Origin of the sequence: Methylosinus sp. Sm6 (assembly GCF_019802345.1) — a bacterium.
Classification (GTDB): domain Bacteria; phylum Pseudomonadota; class Alphaproteobacteria; order Rhizobiales; family Beijerinckiaceae; genus Methylosinus.
Genome location: NZ_JAINDZ010000012.1, coordinates 91,636 through 112,890, shown reverse-complemented (window position 1 = coordinate 112,890; position 21,255 = coordinate 91,636). Strand labels below are relative to the sequence as shown.

Sequence of the window (21,255 nt, the reverse complement as noted above, 5' to 3'; positions counted from 1 at the left end):
CCGGACGCGGCCGGTTGCCATCGCGCCGCATGGGCAGTAATCGAGAGGCGGTCTTTCGGAGCCCCCGCGCTCGACCGAAAGCACGGCGCGAAACGCGCGCATCCTGAAGGTGCGACCATTTGACTGTCTCCGACGAGTCCGAAACCCTGCGCGCGGCGCTCGCCCATGGGCTGAAGAGCGACGAATATGACCGCATCCTCGCCCTCATCGGCCGCGCGCCGAGCCTCACCGAGCTCGGAATCTTCTCGGCGATGTGGAACGAGCACTGCTCCTACAAATCCTCGCGCATCCATCTGCGCAAGCTGCCGACCAAGGCGCCTTGGGTCATCAAGGGGCCGGGCGAGAACGCCGGAGTCATCGACATCGGCGACGGCGACGCCTGTGTGTTCAAGATGGAGAGCCACAATCACCCCTCCTTCATCGAGCCCTATCAGGGCGCGGCGACCGGGGTCGGCGGCATTTTGCGCGATGTGTTCACCATGGGCGCGCGTCCGATCGCCTGCTTGAACCTCTTGCGCTTCGGCCGGCCGGAGCACCCGAAGACGCGCCATCTCGTCGGCGGAGTCGTGGCCGGCGTCGGCGGCTATGGCAACAGCTTCGGCGTGCCGACGGTCGGCGGCTCGACCGAGTTCGACGCCTCCTATGACGGCAACATCCTCGTCAACGCCATGGCGGTCGGCCTCGCCAGGACCGATGCGATCTTCTATTCGGCGGCCGCAGGCATCGGCAATCCGATCGTCTATCTCGGCTCCAAGACCGGCCGCGACGGCATTCACGGCGCCTCCATGGCCTCGGCGTCGTTCGAGGCCGATGCGGAAGAAAAACGCCCGACCGTGCAGGTCGGCGATCCTTTCTCCGAGAAGCTGCTGCTCGAAGCCTGTCTCGAGCTGATGGCCTCGGGCGCGGTGATCGCCATTCAGGACATGGGCGCGGCCGGCCTCACCTCCTCGGCGGTGGAGATGGGCGCCAAGGGCAATCTCGGCATAGAGCTCGACCTCGACGCTCTGCCTTGCCGCGAGACCGGCATGACCGCCTATGAGATGATGCTGTCGGAGAGCCAGGAGCGCATGCTCATGGTGCTGCGGCCGGAGCAGGAGCAAGAGGCCGAGGCGATCTTCCGCAAATGGGGGCTCGACTTCGCCATCATCGGCGTGACCACCGACACGCTGCGCTTCGTCGTGAAGCACAAGGGAATCATCGAGGCCGATCTGCCGATCAAGGAGCTCGGCGACGAGGCGCCGGTCTATGACCGGCCGCATGTCGCGACGCCGAAGGTTCCCGTGCTCGACCCCGCCTCGGTCACGCCGCCCGTCTCGGACAGCGAGGCGCTGGTCGCGCTGCTGGCGACGCCGGACCTCTGCTCCAAGCGCTGGGTATGGGAGCAATACGACCATCTCATCCTCGGCAACACCGTGCGCGCGCCGGGCGGCGACGCGGCCGTGGTGCGCATCGGCGAGGGGCCGAAGGGCCTCGTGCTGACCACCGACGTCACCGCCCGCTATTGCGCGGCCGATCCGGTCGAAGGCGGCCGCCAGGCGGTGGCGGAAGCCTGGCGCAATATTTCCGTGCGCGGCGGAACGCCGCTGGCGCTCACGGACAATCTCAATTTCGGCAATCCCGAGAAGCCGCAGATCATGGGCCAGCTCGTCGGCTGCCTCGAAGGGATCGGCGAGGCGGCGCGCGCGCTCGACTTCCCGATCGTGTCCGGCAATGTGTCGCTCTACAATGAGACGCAGGGGACCGGCATTCTGCCGACCCCGGCGATCGGCGGCGTCGGCGTCATCGCCGATGTGGCGCTCGCCTCGACGCTGGCTCTGCCGGACGGCGGCAGGACGATCCTCCTCATCGGAAAGACGCAGGGCTGGCTCGGCCAATCGGCCTATCTGCGCGATCTCTGCGGGCGCCGCGACGGCGCGCCGCCGCCGGTCGATCTCGCCGCCGAGCGGCGCAATGGCGATTTCGTCCGCGCGTTGGTGGTCGGCCGTCGCGTCCTGGCCGCTCATGACCTTTCCGACGGCGGCCTCGCTGTCGCGCTCGCGGAAATGGCGATGGCCGGGGGCGTCGGCGCGACCATCGACCGGCTGCCGGGAGGGCTCACTCATGCTAGTCTCTTCGGCGAGGATCAGGGCCGATATCTCATCGTCGCCGAGCCGGCGGAGGCGGCGAAAATTCTCGCCGAGGCGGTGGCCGCCGGCGTGCCGGCGGCGGAGCTCGGCGCGACCGGCGGAACGGCGTTGAATTTGCCCGGCGAGGCGCCGATATTGCTAAGCGTTTTGCAACATGCGCATGAAGCGCCGCTGGCGGCCTATATGGCCGGGGACGACGGCGCCTTCGGCGGGTCTCGAGGAGGTCGACGCGCAAATGGCGATGGAAAGAAGTGAAATCGAGCGTCTCATCAAGGCGGCCATTCCGGACGCCGTGATCGTGATCACAGCTCTCGCCGACGATGGCGATCATTGGGCCGCCGAGGTGAAGTCCGAGGCGTTCCGCGGCAAGAGCCGCGTGCAGCAGCATCAGATGGTCAACAAGGCCTTCGGCGACCGCCTCGGCGGCGAGCTGCATGCGCTGGCGCTGACCACGGTCGCTCTGTAAAATCATTCTGCGTCCGACGGGCTCGCCGGACCACCTGCAACGGAACCTTGAATTCCGCTCGAAAGGAAATCCCCATGTCCGAAATCATCAAGAGTGTGATCAACAGCGCCGATGTCGTGCTGTTCATGAAAGGCGTCCCCGCTGCGCCGCAGTGCGGCTTCTCGATGCAGGTCTGTCAGATCCTCAACCATGTCGGCGTCGAGTTCAACAGCATCGACGTGCTCGCCGACGGCGCCATCCGCGAGGGCGTCAAGGCCTATTCGCAATGGCCGACCATTCCCCAGCTCTATGTGAAGGGCGAGTTCATCGGCGGCTGCGACATCACCCGCGAGATGTTCCAATCGGGCGAGCTGGTCGCGCTGTTCGACAAGGAAGGCATTCCGCACAAGGCGACCGCCAAGGCGTGATTTAAGCGGAATCTCGACGTTCTCCCTTCTCCCGCTCGCGGGAGAAGGTGACCCCGCGAAGCGGGGTCGGATGAGGGTCCTTCAAACTGGCGCATGGTCGGATGGACCCTCATCCGACCCGGCTGCGCCGGGCCACCTTCTCCCGCAAGCGGGAGAAGGAGTCGCTAACCGCCGATCTTCACGCCCTTGACCTGCGCCAGGGCGATCGCCAGCAGCCCCACATGCTGCACATGGATCATGCCGCCGCCGAGCGCCAGCTCCAGCGCCTCGCGCCAGGGCATGCGCTCCACGGCGATGTCCTCGGAACTGTCGAGCTCGAGCGGCGCCACCTGCCGCGCGCCTTCCGCATATAGCACATGCACGCGGTTCGTGTGCGAAGCGGGGTTCGGCGACAGGCGGGTCAAATGTCGGATCGACTCCGCCCGATGTCCGGTTTCCTCCAATAGCTCGCGCGCGCCGGCGGCGATGGGATCGGTCTCGCCCTCGTCCATCACCCCGCCGGGCAGTTCCAGCGACATCTCGCCCGCGCCATGGCGATATTGGCGCACCAGCAGCAGCCGGTCCTCTTCGTCCAGCGCGACGACATGGACCCAGTCGCGATATTCCAGCACATAATAGGGATCGAGCACGACGCCGCGCTGCGTCACGCAATGGTCGGCGCGCAGGCTGATCCAGTGGTCGCGGATCAGCGGCCGGGAGCCGCGCAGCTCCCAGGGCCGCAGCGGCTCGTCGTCGCTCAAGGCGTGGCGACGGGCGTCGAGGACAGCTCGGCGGTCTGCGTCACCAGCGAGCGGCCCTCGTCCGAATCCCATTTGGCCGGGCCCTGCATCAGGCCGATCTGGCAGCCCTTGCCATCGATGAGGAAGGTCGTCGGCAGTCCGAGCGCCTGGCCCGTCTGCTTCAGCTGGAAAAAGATCTCGGCCTTGGGATCGGCGTAGAAGGCGAGGCTCTCGGCGCCGATCTCATGCAGGAAGGTCTTGGGCCGGTCGAGCTTCGACGTATCGATATTGACCGTCACCACCTCGAACTTTTCCGAGCCCGCCTCCTTCTGCAGCCGGTCGAGCGCCGCCATCTCGCTGCGGCAGGGCACGCACCATGTGGCCCAGAGGTTGAGCAGCACGGTCTTGCCCTTGAAATCCTCGAGCTTGCGCGGGGCGCCGTCCGGCCCGGTGAAGGTCAGCTCCGGCATGGGCTCGGGCTCGCTGGCGATCGACATGGCCGCGACCTCGCCCTTGGCGAGCGAGGAGACGCGCTGCGACGTCTCGCGCGAGGCGGCGCAGGCTTCGCCCGAACCCTTCTTGCCGCTCGCGCCGCCGTTCACGTATAGAACGCCAGCGCCGGCGACGAGAAGCGCGGCCGCCGCATAAATCGGCAGGCGGCCTCGGCTCGGTTTGTCAGTCTGGTCGGTCATCGGTCGGTTCTTCCGCGAGGCTTCATGACGAGCAAAATATGGGGTGGCCGCTTCCAGAGCGCAAGCGACGCGATCCTGGAGGCGATCAACGTCTCCATCGACTTCGACAAGCGGCTGGCCCCGCAGGATGTGCGCGGCTCGCTCGCTCATGTCGCCATGCTGGCCGCGACGGGCATCGTGTCGCAGGAGGACGCCGCCGCCATCACGAGCGGGCTAGAACAAATTCGTGGCGAGATCGAGGAGGGGAGCTTCGCCTTCTCGCGCGCGCTCGAGGACATTCATATGAATGTCGAGTCCCGGCTCGCCGAGATCATCGGCCCGGTCGCCGGACGCCTGCACACCGCGCGCTCGCGCAATGATCAGGTGGCGACGGACTTCCGCCTCTTCGTGCGCGACCGGCTCGACGACATCGATGCGCAGCTCGCCGATCTGCAGCTCGCCCTCGCCGAGAAGGCGCTCGAGGAAGCCGGTAGCGTGATGCCGGGCTTCACTCATCTGCAATCGGCGCAGCCGGTCACCTTCGGCCATCATCTGCTCGCTTATGTCGAGATGCTCGCGCGCGACCGCGGGCGCTTCCAGGACGCGCGCAAGCGTCTCGATGAATGTCCGCTCGGCGCCGCGGCGCTCGCCGGCACCTCTTTCCCGATCGATCGCGAGATGACCGCCAAGGCGCTCGGCTTCGCGCGGCCGACGGCCAATTCGCTCGACAGCGTCTCCGATCGCGACTTCGTGCTGGAGACGCTTTCGGCCGCGGCGATCTCGGCGACGCATCTCTCGCGCTTCGCCGAGGAAATCGTGCTGTGGACGACGCCGCAATTCGCCTTCGTCTCGCTGTCCGACAAATTCACCACCGGCTCCTCGATCATGCCGCAAAAGCGCAATCCCGATGCGGCGGAGCTGGTGCGCGGCAAGACCGGCCGCATCATCGGCGCGCTGCAGGCGATGCTGATCGTGATGAAGGGCCTGCCGCTCGCCTATTCGAAGGATATGCAGGAGGACAAGGAAGGGACCTTCGACTCGCTCGACAATTACGCGCTCTGCGTCGCGGCCATGGCCGGAATGGTGCGAGACATGAGCGTCGATCGGCCGCGCCTGCGCAAGGCGGCGGGCGCAGGCTATGCGACGGCGACCGATCTCGCCGATTGGCTGGTGCGCGCGCTCGGGCTTCCCTTCCGCGAGGCGCATCATGTGACCGGCCGCATCGTGGCGATTGCGGCGGAGCGCAACATCGGCCTCGACAAAGTGCCGCTCGATGCGATGCAGAGCGTCGACGCGCGCATCACCGAGGATGTGTTCAGCGTGCTCGGCGTGGACAAATCGGTGCGGAGCCGCACGAGCTATGGCGGCGCGGCGCCGGAGAATGTGCGCGAGCAGGCGAAGCGCTGGCTGAAGCAGCTGGCCAAGGAAGAAAGCTAGAGGGGCGGAGCGCCCCTTCGCCTGTCGAGAAGGGGCGCTCGGTCGCGTCAGCCCGCGAGCTGACGCAGCACGTAGGGCAGAATGCCGCCGTTCTTGAAATATTCGAGCTCGTCGAGCGTATCGATGCGGGCGAGCAGCGGGACACTCGTCGTCTTGCCGTCCGGATAAGTGATTTCCGCCTGCAGCGTCTGGCGCGGCGTCAGCGTGTCGCCCGCGAGGCCGCGGATCGTCACCGTCTCCGCGCCGGTGAGGCCGAGCGAGGCCCAGCTCGTCCCGGCGTCGAAGGTCAGCGGCAGAATGCCCATGCCGACGAGATTGGAGCGATGGATGCGCTCGAAGCTCTGCGCGATGACGGCGCGCACGCCGAGCAGCATCGTGCCCTTGGCCGCCCAGTCGCGCGAGGAGCCATTGCCATATTCGGCGCCGGCGAAGACGACCAGCGGCGCGCCCTCCGCCGCATATTTCGCCGCGGCGTCATAGATGGAGAGCGTCTCGCCGTCGGGGAAATGCTTCGTATTGCCGCCCTCCGGCACATTGCCGGCTTCGTCGCGCAGAATATGGTTCTTGATGCGGATATTGGCGAACGTGCCGCGCATCATCACCTCGTGATTGCCGCGGCGGGTGCCATATTGATTGAAATCCGCCGGCGCGACCTGGCGCTCCATCAGCCAGCGCCCCGCGGGCGAAGCCGCCTTGATCGAGCCCGCCGGCGAGATGTGGTCGGTGGTGATCTTGTCGCCGAAGAGGGCGAGGATGCGCGCGTCGACGATGTCCGCGACCGGCCTCGGCTCCTTGGTCAGCCCTTCGAAATAGGGCGGATTGCGCACATAAGTGGAATCCATCCATTTATAGGTCTCGCCCGAGGGCGCATCGACCTTGCGCCAATGCTTGTCGCCGTCGAACACGTCCTCGTAAGTGTCGCGGAACAGCGAGCGGGTCACATTCTTGCGGATGTATTTTTGAATTTCCGCATTGCTCGGCCAGATGTCGCGCAGGAACACCGGCTCGCCCTGCTTGTCATGGCCCAGCGGCTCCTTGGTCAGATCCTTGGTCACCGAGCCGGCGAGCGCGAAGGCGACGACGAGCGGCGGCGAGGCGAGATAGTTCGCCTGCACGTCGGGATTGACGCGGCCCTCGAAATTGCGATTGCCCGAGAGCACCGCCGCCGCGACGAGGTCGTGGTCGTTGATCGTTTTGGACACCGGCGCCGGCAGCGGGCCGGAATTGCCGATGCAGGTGGTGCAGCCGAAGCCGACCAGATTGAAGCCGAGCTTGTCGAGATCCTTCTGCAGCCCGGCCTTGTCGAGATATTCGGCGACGACGCGGCTGCCCGGCGCCAGCGAGGTCTTCACCCAGGGCTTCGTCTTCAGGCCGCGTTCATGGGCGTTGCGGGCGATGAGGCCGGCGCCGATCAGCACACTCGGATTGGAGGTGTTGGTGCAGGAGGTGATCGCCGCGATCACCACATCGCCATGGCCGAGGTCGTAATTGGTTCCCTCGACCGAGAAGCGCTGCGTCCCATCGCCGGCCTTCTTATATTCGGTCGCGAGCGCGCCCGCGAAGGCCGAGCCCACATCCTCGAGCGCGACGCGTCCTTCCGGGCGCTTCGGCCCGGCGAGCGAGGGGACGACGCTCGCAAGATCGAGCGAGATCGTGTCGGTGAATTCCGGATCGGGCGAATCGGCTTCGCGGAACAGCCCCTGCGCCTTGGCGTAGGCCTCGACGAGATCGATGCGCGAATTGGAGCGGCCGGACATTTTCAGATAGTCGAGCGTCTCCGCGTCGACCGGGAAGAAGCCGCAGGTCGCGCCATATTCGGGCGCCATATTGGCGATGGTGGCGCGATCGGCGAGCGAGAGATGCGCGAGGCCCTTGCCGAAGAACTCCACGAATTTGCCGACCACGCCTCGTCTGCGCAGCATTTGCGTGACGGTCAGCACGATGTCGGTGGCGGTCACGCCCTCTTTCGGCTCGCCGGTCAGCTCGAAGCCGACGACTTCCGGAATGAGCATCGACAGCGGCTGGCCGAGCATCGCCGCCTCGGCCTCGATGCCGCCGACGCCCCAGCCGAGCACGGCGAGGCCATTGACCATGGTGGTGTGCGAATCAGTGCCGACGAGCGTGTCGGGGAAGGCGTATTCGATCGTCTCCTTCTTGCCGTCGACATTGCGGGTCTTCTCCTTCTTCGTCCACACGGTCTGGGCGAGATATTCGAGATTGACCTGATGACAAATGCCCGTGCCCGGCGGCACGACGCGGAAATTGTCGAAGGAGGACTGGCCCCATTTCAGGAAGCGGTAGCGCTCGCCATTGCGCTCGTATTCGCGCTCCACATTGGCGTCGAGCGCTTTCTTGGTGCCGAATTCGTCGACGATGACGGAGTGATCGATGACGAGGTCGACCGGCACCAGCGGATTGATTTTTTGCGGATCGCCGCCGAGCGCGACAAAAGCGTCGCGCATGGCGGCGAGATCCACGACGGCGGGAACGCCGGTGAAATCCTGCATCAGCACGCGCGCGGGGCGGAAGGCGATCTCACGCTCGGCCTTGCCCTTCTCCGAGAGCCAATTCGAGAAGCCCTCGATATGCTCTTTCGTGACCGAGCGGCCGTCCTCGTTGCGCAGCAGATTCTCGAGCAGCACGCGCAGCGAATAGGGCAGGCGCGACACGCCGGAAAGGCCGTTGGCCTCGGCGGCCTTCAGCGAGAAATAATGGTAGGCGTCATCGCCGACCTTCAGCGTCTCGCGGGCTTTGAAACTGTCGAGCGACGGCATGGGAATTCCTCGCAGAGAGCGAACCGAGCGTTTCGCGTCTTGTAGGAAATTCCATGCCGGACGGCTATTGGAAAAAACCAGGCCTGTCGGCTGGAGCGCTGTGGGCGCGCCGTCGCTCGCGCATCGGCGCACCCTCTGTCTTCGGTCGCGGAACCGCTGCGTTCGGGTGACGGAAATCGTCACCCGAACGAGCTCACGGCAGAGCCGTGATCGCTTCGCCTTCACCGCCCCGAAGCGCGGCGGCGCCGGTCACGACAGATAGAAGTAGCCGTACACGTCGCCGGAGAAGTTCCGCGCTCCCTGCTGCCAACGGGCGGTTTGCGTGAGTGCGATGAGCGTTCCGACCGGCGTAAAATTCTCATAGACATAGATCGTCCCCGAATAGGGGGTGATCTCGATATGCAGGCGAACCTGCACCCCCACCAGGCTCTCGGCCGGCGGCAGCTGTCCCGAGAAATAGACACTGGACAGATTGATCGCGTCGGGCTGGAAATTCGCGCCCGTTCCGGTGAAGGTGACGTTCCTGCCGCCGATGCCAAACGGGCCGGCGGTCACGACGATATTTCCCGGCCCGCAGGCGCATGGGCTGGCGTTGATGCAGAAATAGCCGCAAGCCTGCACTTTCGGGAGGCAGCCGCATGCGGACGCCGGCTGCGATTTCAGCAGGGTCCCGATCGCGGCGTTTTGCGTCGCCGCGGCTTCGCTGCGGGCGATTTCCTGATCGAGCGCGGTCTTCGACAGAATGGTGAGAGCGTCGGCGTGTTCCTTGCTGACGTCCTGGAGGGTATTCGACATGTTTCACTCCGATGCGAATATTTGAAAAAACGGCATCTTCCGAAAAATAGGCCCGCACCCCCGCTCTCTCGCGAGACACAGCGGCAGAGGACCGTGTGACACACGCATTTGTTGTGTCGATTGCAATATCGCCAGCGAGGCGCGTTCCGGCAATTGGTGCGCGGCCGCATCGCGAAATGTTTTATTCCCTAAGGGCCGGCACGCGGAAAAAATCGCCTCCGGAGCGCCTCGGCGTTGGCCCAACGCCGAGGGGAGCGGCGAAGCCGCGCCGCGCTCGGCGTCCGAGCCGCCCGTCGGCTCCGGCGCTCACCCGGCCTTCATCGCCTCGGGCTTGGTCTTGGCGCGCTTGACCATCAGCCGATTCAACGCCGCTACATAAGCGCGGGCGGAGGCGACCAGCGTATCGGGATCGGCGCCGCGGCCGGTCACGGACTTGCCGTCCTCCGAGAGACGCACGGAAACCTCGGCCTGCGCGTCGGTGCCTTCGGTGACGGCATGGACCTGGAACAATTCGAGCGCCGCCTCATGCGGGGCCAGCGCCTTGATGGCGTTGAAGATGGCGTCGACCGGGCCGTTGCCGGTCGCCTGATGCGTCCGCTTCTCGCCGTCGATATCGAGCGTCAGCGCCGCGGTCTGCGGCCCGTTGGTGCCGGCGATGACCGTCAGCGCCGCGACCTTGATATGGTCCTTGGCGGCGCCGATCTCGTCGTCGACCAGAGCGACGATGTCCTCGTCATAGACGAGCTTCTTGCGATCGGCCAAATCCTTGAAGCGCTTGAAGGCGTCTTCCAGCGCATTGTCGCCGAGGTCGTAGCCCAGCTCCTTCAGCTTCTCCTTGAAGGCGTGGCGGCCGGAATGCTTGCCCATCACCAGCGAGGTCTTGGACACGCCGACGCTCTCCGGCGTCATGATTTCATAGGTATGCGCATTTTTGAGCATGCCGTCCTGATGAATGCCGCTCTCATGCGCGAAGGCGTTCCGGCCGACGATCGCCTTATTGTATTGCACCGGGAAGGAGGTCACGGCGGACACGAGCTTCGACGCGCGCGTCAGCATTTTCGCGTCGATATGGGTGTTGAAAGGCAGCGCGTCGGCGCGCGTGCGCATCGCCATCACCACCTCTTCCAGCGCGGCGTTGCCGGCGCGCTCGCCGATGCCGTTGATGGTGCACTCGATCTGCCGCGCGCCGCCGCGCACGCCGGCCAGCGAATTGGCGACGGCGAGGCCGAGATCGTCATGGCAATGGACCGAAAACACCGCCTTGTCCGAATTGGGCACGCGCTCGCGCACCATGCGGAACAGGGCCTCATATTCCTGCGGCGTCGAATAGCCGACCGTGTCGGGAATATTGATCGTCGTCGCGCCGGCGTCGATCGCCGTCTCGACGCAGCGGCACAGGAAATCATGCTCGGTGCGGGTGCCGTCCTCGGCCGACCATTCGACGTCCGCCACGTGATTGCGCGCGCGAGAGACCGAGGAGGCGATCATCTCCAGCACTTTTTCCGGCTCCATCTGGAGCTTGTATTTCATATGGACCGGGGAGGTGGAGATGAAGGTGTGAATGCGCGCGTTGCGGGCGGGACGCAGCGCCTCGGCGCAGCGGTCGATGTCCTTGGCGCTGGCGCGGGCGAGGCCGGCGATCGTGGCGTTCTTCACCCTTTTGGCGATCTCGAGCACCGAGTCGAAATCGCCCTGGCTGGCGATCGGAAAGCCCGCCTCGATGATGTCGACGCCCAGAGTGTCCAGAATATCGGCGACCTCGAGCTTCTCCTCGAAGGTCATGGAGGCGCCGGGCGACTGCTCGCCGTCGCGCAGGGTGGTGTCGAAAATGACGACGCGATCGGCGTCGGAGGCGGGGATGACGGAATGGGTCATGATCTTGTCCTGAACTGCTGCGTCCGGCGGCTACGGCCGGCTGTCGAAAAGAAATTTCCCGTCTCGATCCCCTGAACGCCTGGGCGCGCGGCCCTGCAGGCTTTCAGGGGCGACTAAGAAGCAGCAGGCCGGGAAGACGCGCGTCGAGCCGCGCCGAGGAGCGCGTCGCGTCGATCATTCTGGTGGCGGGAATCGCCAAAGCTTTTTAGTCCTCGGTCTTTCGGCCACCGGCCGGGTCGAGGCCCAAGATAGCCGCCTTCCCGTGGTCTTGCAAGAAAATGTCGCGCTGGCGGGCTGCGTCAGCCGATTTGACGATGCTAGAAAAGCGAGCCTTCAGGCTCGCTTTTCTAGCATCGTCAAATCGGCTGAATCACGCCACTAACGCAGCTTGAACGCCGAATGGCAGGCGGCGCAGTTCTCGGTCACAGTGGCGAGGGCGGCGAGAGCCGGCTTCAAATCGCCGGTCTCGCGCGCCTTGGCCGCCACGGCGGCGAAGGCGCTCGCCGAGCTGTGCATGGCCATGCCCATCTCGCGCATTTGTGGCGGCATATGCGCGCCCATCATGGCCGCCATTCCGTCGCCGCCTGTCGCTCGGGACGGATCGCAGGCCGCGGCCCCCAACGCGCCGAGCCCCAGCCGCTTCTCGGCGATGTCGCCGGCCTTGCCCGGATTGCCGGCGCCGAGCGCGGCCAATATCGCCTGCAGCGCCTCGAGATGAGCGCGCATTTGCGACAGCATGTGCTGGCGCATGGGCGGGGGGAAATCGAGCTCGCTTCGCGCGTCTTTTTGCGTCATGTGCATGTGGTCGTGCGCGGGCGGCGACGCTTTCTCCTGCGCGAGGGCGCCCGCGGCGACGAGACAGGCCGAAAAAGCGATGACGCGCGCGCATCCGAACATCGGCTTCATTTGATAGAGCTCCTTTTCGATCATCGCTCGATCCTCATCTCGCATCGGCGCGGAGCGAGAACAAGATCGCGCGCCGCGCGCCAATCGTCGCATCGGCCCCATGACCGAAAAAAGCGGAATTCCTGCAATGCGCCGCGCGCGGCGCTCGTCTATTCGTAGCGTCATGAAACGCGCCGCACGCCCTGTCGCGCCGCGGGACTTCAGCCTTCCGGCGCCAGTCATCCTCGAGAGAAAGGACCCGTCCATGAATGTCGAAATCATCGAGCAGGCGGCGATCCGCGCTCACGCTCTGGCGCATGAGGGAGCTGTCGCCTCCATTCCAGAGACGTGGGCGCGGTTGTGGCGCTGGCATGAGCAGGCCGGCCTCGCCGGCTGTTCTCTCTATCCGATTGGCGTCTGCTATGGCGATCCGGAGGCCGAATGCGGCTTTCGTTATTATGCCGGCCTCGTTTTTTCCACTGGCGTCGAAGGCGCCGGCGACCTGCGCATCCTCGACATTCCCGGCGGCCGCTACGCCTCCTATCGGCATGTCGGCCCCTATTCCGACATCGCCGGCGCCTTTCAAAGCCTCTATGGCGAGTGGCTTCCGTCGAGCGGCCATGAGCCGGACGATCGGCCGGCGCTCGAGATCTATCGCAACACGCCTTGTGACACTCCGGCGGAAAGGCTCGCCACCGATCTCCTCATTCCGGTGAGGTAACGGCGCCGATGAGGGGGCCGGAGGGATAATTGTCGCCGCGCCCGCATTTCGGTCTATAGAGGCCGGGCATCGAAAGCGACAGACGAGCCGACACGTGACCGCCGCACCGACCTCCCTGACCGAAGCTTTCGCGCCGATCTCCGCCGGAGCCGGCGTCGTGGGCGCCGCCTTTCTCGGCGATGCGCCGGCCTTCGCCCTCGCCGACGGGCGCCTGCTGATCGCCGGGCCGGGCGAGCCGCGCAGCGTCGTGGCGCATGCGGACGGGGCCATATTGGTCGCGGCGAGCGACGGCGCCCGCCTGCTGACCGGCGGCGACGACGGCCGCGTCGTCGCGACGGACGCCATGGGCGCGACCGAAGACGTCGCCGATGAAAAAGGCCGCTGGATCGATGCGCTGGCGGCGCGCGTCGACGGGACCTTCGCCTGGTCGGCGGGGCGCGAGCTGCGCGTCCGCTCGCCGAAAGGCGAGGTCAAGACGCTGGCGCTGCCCTCGACCTCGCGCGGGATCGCGTTCTTTCCCAAGGGCTATCGCCTCGCCATCGCCCATTACAACGGCGCGAGCCTGTGGTTCCCCAACGCCGCCGCCGCGCCCGAGGTCCTCGAATGGAAGGGCTCGCATCTCGACGCGGCCGTCTCGCCGGACGGGAAATTCGTGCTGACCTCGATGCAGGAGAACATGCTGCACGGCTGGCGCGTCGCCGACGGCAAGAATCTGCGCATGGCCGGCTATCCCGGCAAGACGCGCTCTTTGTCCTGGTCGCCGGACGGCAAATGGCTCGCCACCTCCGGCGCCGACGCCTGCATCGTCTGGCCGTTCCAGGGCAAGGACGGGCCGATGGGACAGTCGCCGCGCGAATGCGGCGTGCGCGCGCAGGTCAAGGTGTCGCGCGTCGCCTTCCATCCGACAGCGCTCGTCGTCGCGGTCGGCTATGAGGATGGCATGGTGCTCTTGTGCCGGCTGACGGACGGCGCCGAGCTGCTCGTGCGGCGCAACGGCGAGGGGACGGCGCAGCGCATCTCGACCCTCGTCTGGGATGCGAAAGGCGCGCGCCTCGCCGTCGGCGACGAGACTGGCGCGGCCGGCGTGCTGACTCTTCCGCGCGGCTGAGCGCTCACTCGGGAGGCCGGCATGGCGCCGCGAATTCCCAAGGTCCTGTCGATCGCCGGCTCCGATCCGAGCGGCGGCGCCGGCGTGCAGGCCGACATCAAGACCTTTTCCGCCCTGCGCTGCTACGCCATGGCGGCCGTCACCGCGCTCACCGCGCAGAACACGCGCGGCGTGAGCCTCGTCCACGCCGCGCCGCCCGGCGTCGTCGCGGCGCAGATCGATTCGATTTTCGCCGACATCGCCGTCGACGCGGTCAAGCTCGGCATGCTGGCCGAGCCCGCCATCGCCGAGGCAGTCGCCGGAGCGCTGGAGCGCGGCGCGGCGCGCTGCATTGTTTTCGATCCCGTGCTGGTCTCCACCCATGGCGACGCGCTCGCCGGGCCCGGCCTCGTCGCGGCGGCGCAGGCGCGCATCGTTCCGCTCGCGACGCTCATCACCCCCAATCTCGACGAAGCCGCCGCTCTGCTCGGCGGCGGACGGGCGCGCGACGGCGCCGCCATGGCGGAGCAGGCGCGCGCGCTCGTCGCGCTGGGGGCGCGGGCGGCGCTGGTGAAGGGCGGGCATCTTGCAGGCGCGCCCGTCGATATTCTGTTCGACGGAACGCAGATCCACGAATTCGCCGGCCGGCGTGTCGCGACGCGCAACACCCATGGCACGGGCTGCGCGCTCTCCGCGGCGATCGCCGCCCGTCTCGCCCATGGCGCCGCGCTCGTCGCCGCCGTCGCCGAGGCCAAGGCCTGGCTCGAGGGGGCGCTGGCGGCGGCCGATGAGCTCGCGCTCGGCGGAGGCGCCGGCCCGCCGCACCATTTCTACGCCGCCTGGCGGGAGTGACGGCGGCTGGCAGGAGCAAAGTGGCCCTCAATTCAGATGACACAGAACGCTAGCGGGGCTGCATGCCCCTTTTGCCGACGCGCCGGTCCCGCTCTATGTAGAGTGCGGGCGTCCGCCGTATTCTCGCCGCCCGAAAGAGGAGGCTCGCGCTTGTCTCTCACCTTCGCCCCGCCTTCGCCGCGCGCCTTCGGCCTCGCCGTCGCTCTGGCGGCGCTCGCGCTCGACCAGTCGCACAAATATTTCATGCTGAATGTGTTCGACATCGCGCAGCGGCAGCCGCTTCACGTCGCGCCTTTCCTCGATGTGGTGCTCTCCTGGAACGCGGGCGTCTCTTATTCTCTGCTCTCCTCTAAGACGGCGGGGGCGCGATTGCTGCTGATTCTCTTCCAGGCCTCGGTGGTCGGCTGCCTCGGCTACTGGTTGTGGCGGGCGCCGCGCCGAATGACCGCGGCGGCGCTCGGCTTCGTCGTCGGCGGCGCGCTGGGCAATGTGGCGGATCGGATGCGTTTCGGCGCCGTCGCCGATTTCTTCTTCTTCCACACGGCCTTGCCGGTCGGGCCGCTGGCCAATTATGTGTTCAACGTCGCCGACGCGGCCATTTTCCTCGGCGTGGTTCTGCTTCTGCTCGAGGGCCTCGCCGCCGGGCCGACGGCGAGCGCGAGCGCCGCGGAAAAATAGCGGCGGTCCGTCACGGCCCCGATGCGCGAGCCCAAACTTGCGATCTTGCCCTCCAGACATTATGTAGGAAATGTTCCGTGGAAGGGCCGGCGCCTCAGCGCCCAAGCCTTTGACGACAAGCCGCGGACCGCTCCGACGAACGGAGCGGGCATAAGCTGCGGCGCAAACAGCTCAGGTCGCGCTTCTCGCGAGCGCTGATCGGGACAAGCGGGCGCCTTCGAACGGCGCCGCGAAACAGGTTTTTGTAACGAGCTCATGGCGACGTCCATGACATGCCGCGCACCGACCCCTCGCTTCGCGCTCTTCGCGCGGACGGCGGACGCGTCGGTGCGCGCTGCTTTCCATGGACGCCGTCCCTGCGGCTCCGGATCCGGCTCGCCGGATCCGCTCCTCGTTTGGTCCGCCGGCCGCAGGGCCGGCTCGCGTTCCCGAAGTTTCGCGATCTGCTCCTCTCACTCGCAAACACGCGTCGGATCGCCGACGCTTCGCCGGATCCCGGTCGCATCGTCCTCGCATGGGCATTCGTTCCGACCGCCGGCGTCGCCTCGCGTCACGCGGCAAAGAGTTTCTCATGGCCAACAAAATGCTCATCGACGCATCCCACCCGGAAGAGACCCGGGTGGTGGTGCTGCGCGGTAACCGCGTTCAGGAATTCGACTTCGAAGCCGCCGACAAGAAGCCGCTGCGCGGCAACATCTATCTCGCCAAGGTGACGCGCGTCGAGCCGTCGCTGCAGGCGGCCTTCGTCGACTATGGCGGCAATCGTCACGGCTTCCTCGCCTTTGCCGAGATCCATCCCGATTATTACCAGATCCCCGTCGCCGATCGCCTCGCCCTCCTCGAGGAGGAGAGCCGGGCGCATCAGCAGGAGGAGGAGGAGCCGCGCCCGCACGGCCGCCGCCGCTCCCGCCGCCGCCATGGCGACAGCGCCGAGAAGCGCGCCGCCTCCGGCGACAGCGTGACCTCGGAGACCGCTCCCGACGAGGAAGCACGAGAGGCGCCAGAATTTTCCACGGCGCTCGCTCCGGCGGAACCGCCGCTCGAGCCGTCGGAGGGCGATCTGGCGTCCGAAGCCGCGAGCGTGACCGAAGCGCTCGCCGCCGACGAGCCGTCGCCGCCGAGCGAGCCCGCATCCGAAGAGCCGGCCGCGGCGGTCGCGGAAGCGGCCGAGCCGGCCGAGGCGGCGGCGCTCGGCGAAGCGGCGGAAAACCCGATCTCGATCGACCCGGAAGGGTTCGGCGTCGTCGAGACGGGCCATCTCGAGGACGCCCCGGCCGAGCTCGAGCGGGACCACGAGCTCAAGGCGCGCCGCAAGGACGAGCGCGACGAGGAGCATGAGCACGAGCGCGAGGACGCGCGCGGCGACGAAGAGCACGAGGAAGACGAAGAGCACGAGGACGAGCAGGTCGAGCATATCGGCGGCGACGCCATGGACGAGGCGCCATATCGCGCCGCGCGTCCGCGCCGGCAGTATAAGATTCAGGAGGTCATCAAGCGCCGCCAGGTGTTGCTGGTGCAGGTGGTCAAGGAGGAGCGCGGCAACAAGGGCGCGGCGCTCACCACTTATCTGTCGCTCGCCGGCCGTTATTCCGTGCTGATGCCCAATACCGCGCGCGGCGGCGGCATTTCCCGCAAGATCACCGACGGCGCCGACCGCAAGCGCCTCAAGGAGATCGTGCAGGAGCTCGAGGTGCCGGAGGGCATGGGCGTCATCCTGCGCACCGCCGGCGCGACGCGCACCAAGGCCGAGGTCAAGCGCGACTTCGAATATCTGCTGCGCATGTGGGAGAGCGTGCGCGAATTGACGCTGCGCTCCAGCGCCCCGACCCTCGTCTATGAGGAGGGCTCGCTGATCAAGCGCGCTATCCGCGACCTCTACGGCCGCGACGTCGAGGAGGTGATCGTCTCGGGCGACGAGGCCTATCGCGAGGCCAAGGACTTCATGCGCATGCTCATCCCGAGCCATGCGAAGAATGTCCGGCTCTATCGCGAGCCGACGCCGATCTTCGCGTCCGCCGGCGCCGAATCGCAGCTCGACGCGCTGTTCTCCAATCAGGTCACGCTGAAGTCGGGCGGCTATCTCGTCATCAATCAGACCGAGGCGCTGGTCGCCATCGACGTGAACTCGGGCCGCTCCACCAGGGAGCACAATATCGAGGACACGGCGCTGCGCACCAATCTCGAGGCGGCCGACGAGGTCGCCCGCCAGCTGCGCCTGCGCGATCTCGCCGGCCTCATCGTCGTCGATTTCATCGACATGGAGGAGGGCCGCAACAATCGCGCCGTCGAGCGCCGCGTCAAGGACGCGCTGAAGAACGATCGCGCCCGCATCCAGGTCGGCCGCATCTCGCATTTCGGCCTCTTGGAAATGTCGCGCCAGCGCATCCGCGCCGGCGTGCTCGAGGGGTCGACCGTGCCTTGCCCGCATTGCGCCGGCGCCGGCACGGTGCGCTCCACGGCCTCGATCGCGCTGCATGTGCTGCGCGTGCTCGAGGATGCGCTGATCAAGAGCTCGGCGCATGACATCATCCTGCGCACGCGCGCCGTGGTCGCGCTCTACATCCTCAATCAGAAACGCACGCATCTGCAGGCGCTGGAGCGTCGCTTCGGCGTCGCCATCACCGTCGCCGCCGACGACAGCCTGACCGGCACCGCCTATCACGCGCTGGAGCGCGGCGAGCCGGCGAGCGGCGTGCGCGAGCTTCCCGCCGCCTTGCAGCCCTTGCGCGCCGGCGCGCCGCCGGTCGATGTCGAGGAGGAGATCGAGGAGATCGAGGAGATCGAGGAGATCGCCGAGGCCGCGCCGGAGGGAGAGCAGCGCCCGCCCGTTCAGCGCCTGCCGCAGATCGGCGGCGAGGAGGCCGGCGACGGCCAGCAGCGCTCGCGGCGCCGACGTCGGCGCCGGGGACGCGGCGGCGTCGGAAACGGCGACGCCGCCGAGGCGCAGCCGGGAGCGGAGCAGCCGTCGGACGAAGGGCTTGCCATGGTCGCCGAGATCGACGGGGTTCCGACGCAGTCGAGCGACGGCTCGCGTCCGAACGAGCGGGGAAGCCGCGGCGGGCGTCGCCGCGCCGGACGCTGGACGCGCTCCAGCCCTTTGCCGGCGGAGTTTGTCGAGCAGGGCGCGGCCGCGCCGGAGGGCGAGGTCGCCGACGAGGCGAGGGCCGATGGCGTCGCCGCCGAGACGCCGGCGCCGGTCGAGCCGCTGGCGGAAGCGCCGCCGGCCGCGGCCGCTGTGGAGTCGTTCGCGCCTCCGCTCCCGGCCCCTCCGGCTGCGGAAGCGCCGGTCGCGGCGCCGAGCGCCGAAGCGCCTTCCGCCGAGGCGCCGCCGCCGGCGGCCGCCGAAGCCGAGGCGCCGCCGGCGCCCATCCATGAAGCGGCTGCGCCGCCTCCGCCGCGCGAGCCGACCGAGACGATCATCACCCACGCCGATCCGAGCCGGCCGAAAAAGGGCGGCTGGTGGCAACGGGCGAAGGCTTCGCTCGGCGGCGACTGACCGCGGCGCGCGGCGGCTCGGTCCGCCGCGCCCTCTCGCTCACCAGCTGCCGGAGTTGGGCATGGAGGCCCAGGGCTCGGCCGGGGCCAGCCGCTCGCCGGCCTGCAGCAGCTCCACCGAAATGCCGTCCGGCGTGCGTACGAAGGCCATATGGCCGTCGCGCGGCGGACGGTTGATGGCGACGCCGGCGTCCATCAGCCGCCGGCAGGTGGCGTAGATATCGTCGACCTCATAGGCCAGATGGCCGAAATTGCGGCCTCCGCCATAGGTCTCCGGCGCGCCGCCCTCGGGCGGCCAATTATAGGTCAGCTCGACCTCCGAGCCCGGGCGGCCCTGGTTCTGCTTCACATCCTCGGGCGCCGCCAGAAAGATCAGCGTGAAGCGCCCGGCGGGATTTTCCATCCGCCGCGTCTCTTGCAGCCCCAGCAGCTCGAAGAAGCGGATCGTCGCATCGGGGTCGCCGACGCGGATCATGGTGTGCAGATATCTGGTCATTCAGCCGCCCCTCGGCGCCGCAATGGGCCCGGCTCGGCCGGCGCCGGTCGCCGAAGCCGGAGCGTTCGCCCCGCGACGCCATTATAGAACGACCCCTCGGCCGGGCGAAGCGCGCGCGGTTGTCGGCGGTGATCGGCGGTTGTCGGGTGTCGGAGTTCCGCGCCGAAACCGCCGCGACGCGGTCAGGCGAACTGAATCTGGCTCGCGGTCAGGCTGGCGAGGTTGAAATTGTCCAGCGTGATCGTCTGGGTCGCGCTCGAGGTGAGGACCGTGTCCGCGCCGACCTGCCGGGCATGACTCAGCAGCGTCGTCCAGTCGGCGAAGATCGTGCGGTCGATCCGCAGCTTGTCGCTCGAGGTGAAGTCGGTGACGACGTCGCGACCGAACGCCGGCGCGAAGACGAAGATGTCCGCGCCGCCCGCGCCTGTCAGCGTGTCATTGCCGCCGCCCCCGACAAGCCTGTTCGCCAGTCCGTCGCCGATGAGCGTGTCGGCGCCCGAGCCGCCCGTCACATTCTCGATGTTGCGGATCTTGTCCTCGGCGACTCCGCCGACCGTCACCACTGATTGCGTCCCGCCGTTCAGCGTCACGATGACGGAGGCCGTCTTGTCGCCATAGTCCGCGGTGTCGACGCCGCGGCCGCCGTCCAGCACATCCTTGCCGCCGCCGCCGCGCAGCACGTCATTGCCGGAGCCGCCGGAGAGCGCATTGGCGAGGCTGTCGCCGAACAGCGTGTCGCTTCCCGCGCCGCCCGTCACATTCTCGATGCTGCGGATCGTGTCCTCGGCGATCCCGCCGACCGTCGCCACCGTATCCGTCGCGCCATTCAACGTCACCATGACGGAGGCCGTCTTGTCACTATAATCCGCCATGTCGACGCCGAGGCCGCCGTCCAGCACGTCCTTGCCGCCGCCGCCGCGCAGCCGGTCATGGCCGAAGCCGCCCGAGAGGCTATTCGCGAGGCCGTCGCCGAAGAGCGAGTCGGCGCCCGCGCCGCCGGTCACATTCTCGATGTTGCGGATCGTGTCCTCGGCCACGCCGCCGACCCATACTGTCGCATCCGCCGAAGCAGCGCAGCACATCGTCGCCGCCGCCGCCCGAGAGCGCATTCGCCAGATTGTCGCCGCGCAGCGTGTCGGCGCCTTCGCCGCCGATGACATTCTCGATGTTGCGGATCACATCCTCGGCGACGCCGCCGACCCTCACCGTCGCGTTGGCCGCGCCGTTCAAGGTCACCGCGACCGCCGCCGTCTTGTCGCTATAGTCGGCCGTGTCGACGCCGGCGCCGCCGTCGAGCACGTCACGGCCCGAGCCGCCGGACAGAATGTCGTCGCCGCCCTGGCCGTTGAGCAGGTCGGCGCCGGCGAAGCCGCTCAGCGCATTGGCGCCGTCGTCGCCCGAGAGCGAGTCGGCGAAGGCGCTGCCCCAGACATTCTCGAAGTCGAAGATCTGATCGTCCTGGGCCGAGCCGCCCGCGGCGGTCCCGGCGGCAAGATCGATCTGCACGCCCGCGACGCTGTCGAGATAGTCGAGCGTGTCGACGCCCGCGCCGCCGTATAGATAATCGCCGCCGGAGCGGCCCTGGATACGGTCGTCGCCGTCCACTCCCCAGAGGACGTTGTACGCGCCATTGCCGATGAGGACGTCGTCGCCGAAGCTGCCGTACACGTTTTCGACGAAAAAATATGTATCGCCCTCAGCCCATCCCCCCGAGCCCTTGCCTGTCAGGAGGTTCACTGTCACGCCGCCGGGGGAGGAAGAATATCCCACT

At 67.4% G+C, this 21,255-nt stretch carries 18 protein-coding genes; 9 read left to right on the top strand and 9 right to left on the bottom strand.

Going from position 1 to position 21,255, the window contains the following annotated elements:
• The first annotated feature begins 119 nt into the window (after positions 1–119).
• From purL to grxD, 3 genes are all read left to right on the top strand, one after another.
• The gene (gene purL, locus K3F48_RS10385; protein ID WP_222575355.1) at positions 120–2,381 is read left to right on the top strand and encodes a phosphoribosylformylglycinamidine synthase subunit PurL; all 2,262 of its coding nucleotides are present in this window, start codon (positions 120–122) and stop codon (positions 2,379–2,381) included.
• A complete protein-coding gene (locus K3F48_RS10380; protein WP_222575354.1) occupies positions 2,362–2,592 on the top strand; it encodes a BolA/IbaG family iron-sulfur metabolism protein in 231 nt (76 codons plus the stop codon). The genes purL and K3F48_RS10380 overlap by 20 nt, the downstream gene beginning before the upstream one ends.
• A 74-nt stretch (positions 2,593–2,666) precedes the next feature.
• The gene (grxD, locus tag K3F48_RS10375) at positions 2,667–2,999 is read left to right on the top strand and encodes a Grx4 family monothiol glutaredoxin (protein WP_222575353.1); all 333 of its coding nucleotides are present in this window, start codon (positions 2,667–2,669) and stop codon (positions 2,997–2,999) included.
• 164 nt (positions 3,000–3,163) lie between these two features.
• Here the strand turns inward: grxD and K3F48_RS10370 are convergent, their stop codons facing one another.
• The gene (locus K3F48_RS10370) at positions 3,164–3,739 is read right to left on the bottom strand and encodes an NUDIX hydrolase (protein ID WP_222575352.1); all 576 of its coding nucleotides are present in this window, start codon (positions 3,737–3,739) and stop codon (positions 3,164–3,166) included.
• Complete coding sequence (locus K3F48_RS10365; RefSeq protein ID WP_222575351.1) at positions 3,736–4,410, bottom strand: TlpA disulfide reductase family protein; 675 nt, start codon at positions 4,408–4,410, stop codon at positions 3,736–3,738. Before K3F48_RS10365 ends, K3F48_RS10370 begins: the two co-directional genes overlap by 4 nt.
• A 24-nt stretch (positions 4,411–4,434) precedes the next feature.
• Here K3F48_RS10365 and argH point away from each other — a divergent pair, with 24 nt between their 5' ends.
• Complete coding sequence (gene argH, locus K3F48_RS10360; protein ID WP_222575350.1) at positions 4,435–5,826, top strand: argininosuccinate lyase; 1,392 nt, start codon at positions 4,435–4,437, stop codon at positions 5,824–5,826.
• 47 nt (positions 5,827–5,873) lie between these two features.
• On the opposite strand, the gene acnA is transcribed toward argH, so the two are convergent.
• The 4 genes from acnA to K3F48_RS10340 form a co-directional block, all read right to left on the bottom strand.
• Positions 5,874–8,600 (bottom strand): aconitate hydratase AcnA, encoded by a 2,727-nt coding sequence (gene acnA, locus K3F48_RS10355; RefSeq protein WP_222575349.1) that lies wholly within the window; start codon positions 8,598–8,600, stop codon positions 5,874–5,876.
• Positions 8,601–8,849: 249 nt separating this feature from the next.
• Positions 8,850–9,395, bottom strand: coding sequence for a hypothetical protein (locus tag K3F48_RS10350; protein ID WP_222575348.1), 546 nt, complete (start codon positions 9,393–9,395; stop codon positions 8,850–8,852).
• 306 nt (positions 9,396–9,701) lie between these two features.
• Positions 9,702–11,270 (bottom strand): 2-isopropylmalate synthase, encoded by a 1,569-nt coding sequence (locus K3F48_RS10345; RefSeq protein WP_222575347.1) that lies wholly within the window; start codon positions 11,268–11,270, stop codon positions 9,702–9,704.
• 378 nt (positions 11,271–11,648) lie between these two features.
• Positions 11,649–12,200, bottom strand: coding sequence for a hypothetical protein (locus tag K3F48_RS10340; protein WP_222575346.1), 552 nt, complete (start codon positions 12,198–12,200; stop codon positions 11,649–11,651).
• A gap of 220 nt (positions 12,201–12,420) precedes the next feature.
• On the opposite strand from K3F48_RS10340, the gene K3F48_RS10335 reads away from it, so the two are divergent.
• The 5 genes from K3F48_RS10335 to K3F48_RS10315 all read left to right on the top strand — a co-directional run bounded on the left by K3F48_RS10335 (position 12,421) and on the right by K3F48_RS10315 (position 18,989).
• Complete coding sequence (locus tag K3F48_RS10335) at positions 12,421–12,876, top strand: GyrI-like domain-containing protein (RefSeq protein ID WP_222575345.1); 456 nt, start codon at positions 12,421–12,423, stop codon at positions 12,874–12,876.
• Between the two features lie 94 nt (positions 12,877–12,970).
• Positions 12,971–13,984 carry a WD40 repeat domain-containing protein gene (locus K3F48_RS10330; protein WP_222575344.1) on the top strand — a complete coding sequence of 338 codons (1,014 nt, stop codon included), beginning with the start codon at positions 12,971–12,973 and terminating at the stop codon, positions 13,982–13,984.
• 21 nt (positions 13,985–14,005) lie between these two features.
• Complete coding sequence (gene thiD, locus K3F48_RS10325; protein WP_222575343.1) at positions 14,006–14,815, top strand: bifunctional hydroxymethylpyrimidine kinase/phosphomethylpyrimidine kinase; 810 nt, start codon at positions 14,006–14,008, stop codon at positions 14,813–14,815.
• Between the two features lie 150 nt (positions 14,816–14,965).
• Entirely contained in the window at positions 14,966–15,493 is a 528-nt protein-coding gene (gene lspA / locus K3F48_RS10320) for a signal peptidase II (protein ID WP_255608818.1), read from the top strand.
• Between the two features lie 571 nt (positions 15,494–16,064).
• Positions 16,065–18,989, top strand: coding sequence for a ribonuclease E/G (locus tag K3F48_RS10315; RefSeq protein ID WP_222575341.1), 2,925 nt, complete (start codon positions 16,065–16,067; stop codon positions 18,987–18,989).
• 39 nt (positions 18,990–19,028) lie between these two features.
• Here the strand turns inward: K3F48_RS10315 and K3F48_RS10310 are convergent, their stop codons facing one another.
• The 3 genes from K3F48_RS10310 to K3F48_RS10300 all read right to left on the bottom strand — a co-directional run bounded on the left by K3F48_RS10310 (position 19,029) and on the right by K3F48_RS10300 (position 21,221).
• A complete protein-coding gene (locus tag K3F48_RS10310; RefSeq protein WP_222575340.1) occupies positions 19,029–19,484 on the bottom strand; it encodes a VOC family protein in 456 nt (151 codons plus the stop codon).
• A 182-nt stretch (positions 19,485–19,666) separates the two neighbouring features.
• Entirely contained in the window at positions 19,667–20,521 is an 855-nt protein-coding gene (locus tag K3F48_RS24730) for a calcium-binding protein (RefSeq protein ID WP_222575339.1), read from the bottom strand.
• Positions 20,436–21,221 carry a calcium-binding protein gene (locus K3F48_RS10300; RefSeq protein ID WP_370631400.1) on the bottom strand — a complete coding sequence of 262 codons (786 nt, stop codon included), beginning with the start codon at positions 21,219–21,221 and terminating at the stop codon, positions 20,436–20,438. Before K3F48_RS10300 ends, K3F48_RS24730 begins: the two co-directional genes overlap by 86 nt.
• Positions 21,222–21,255 lie beyond the last annotated feature (34 nt).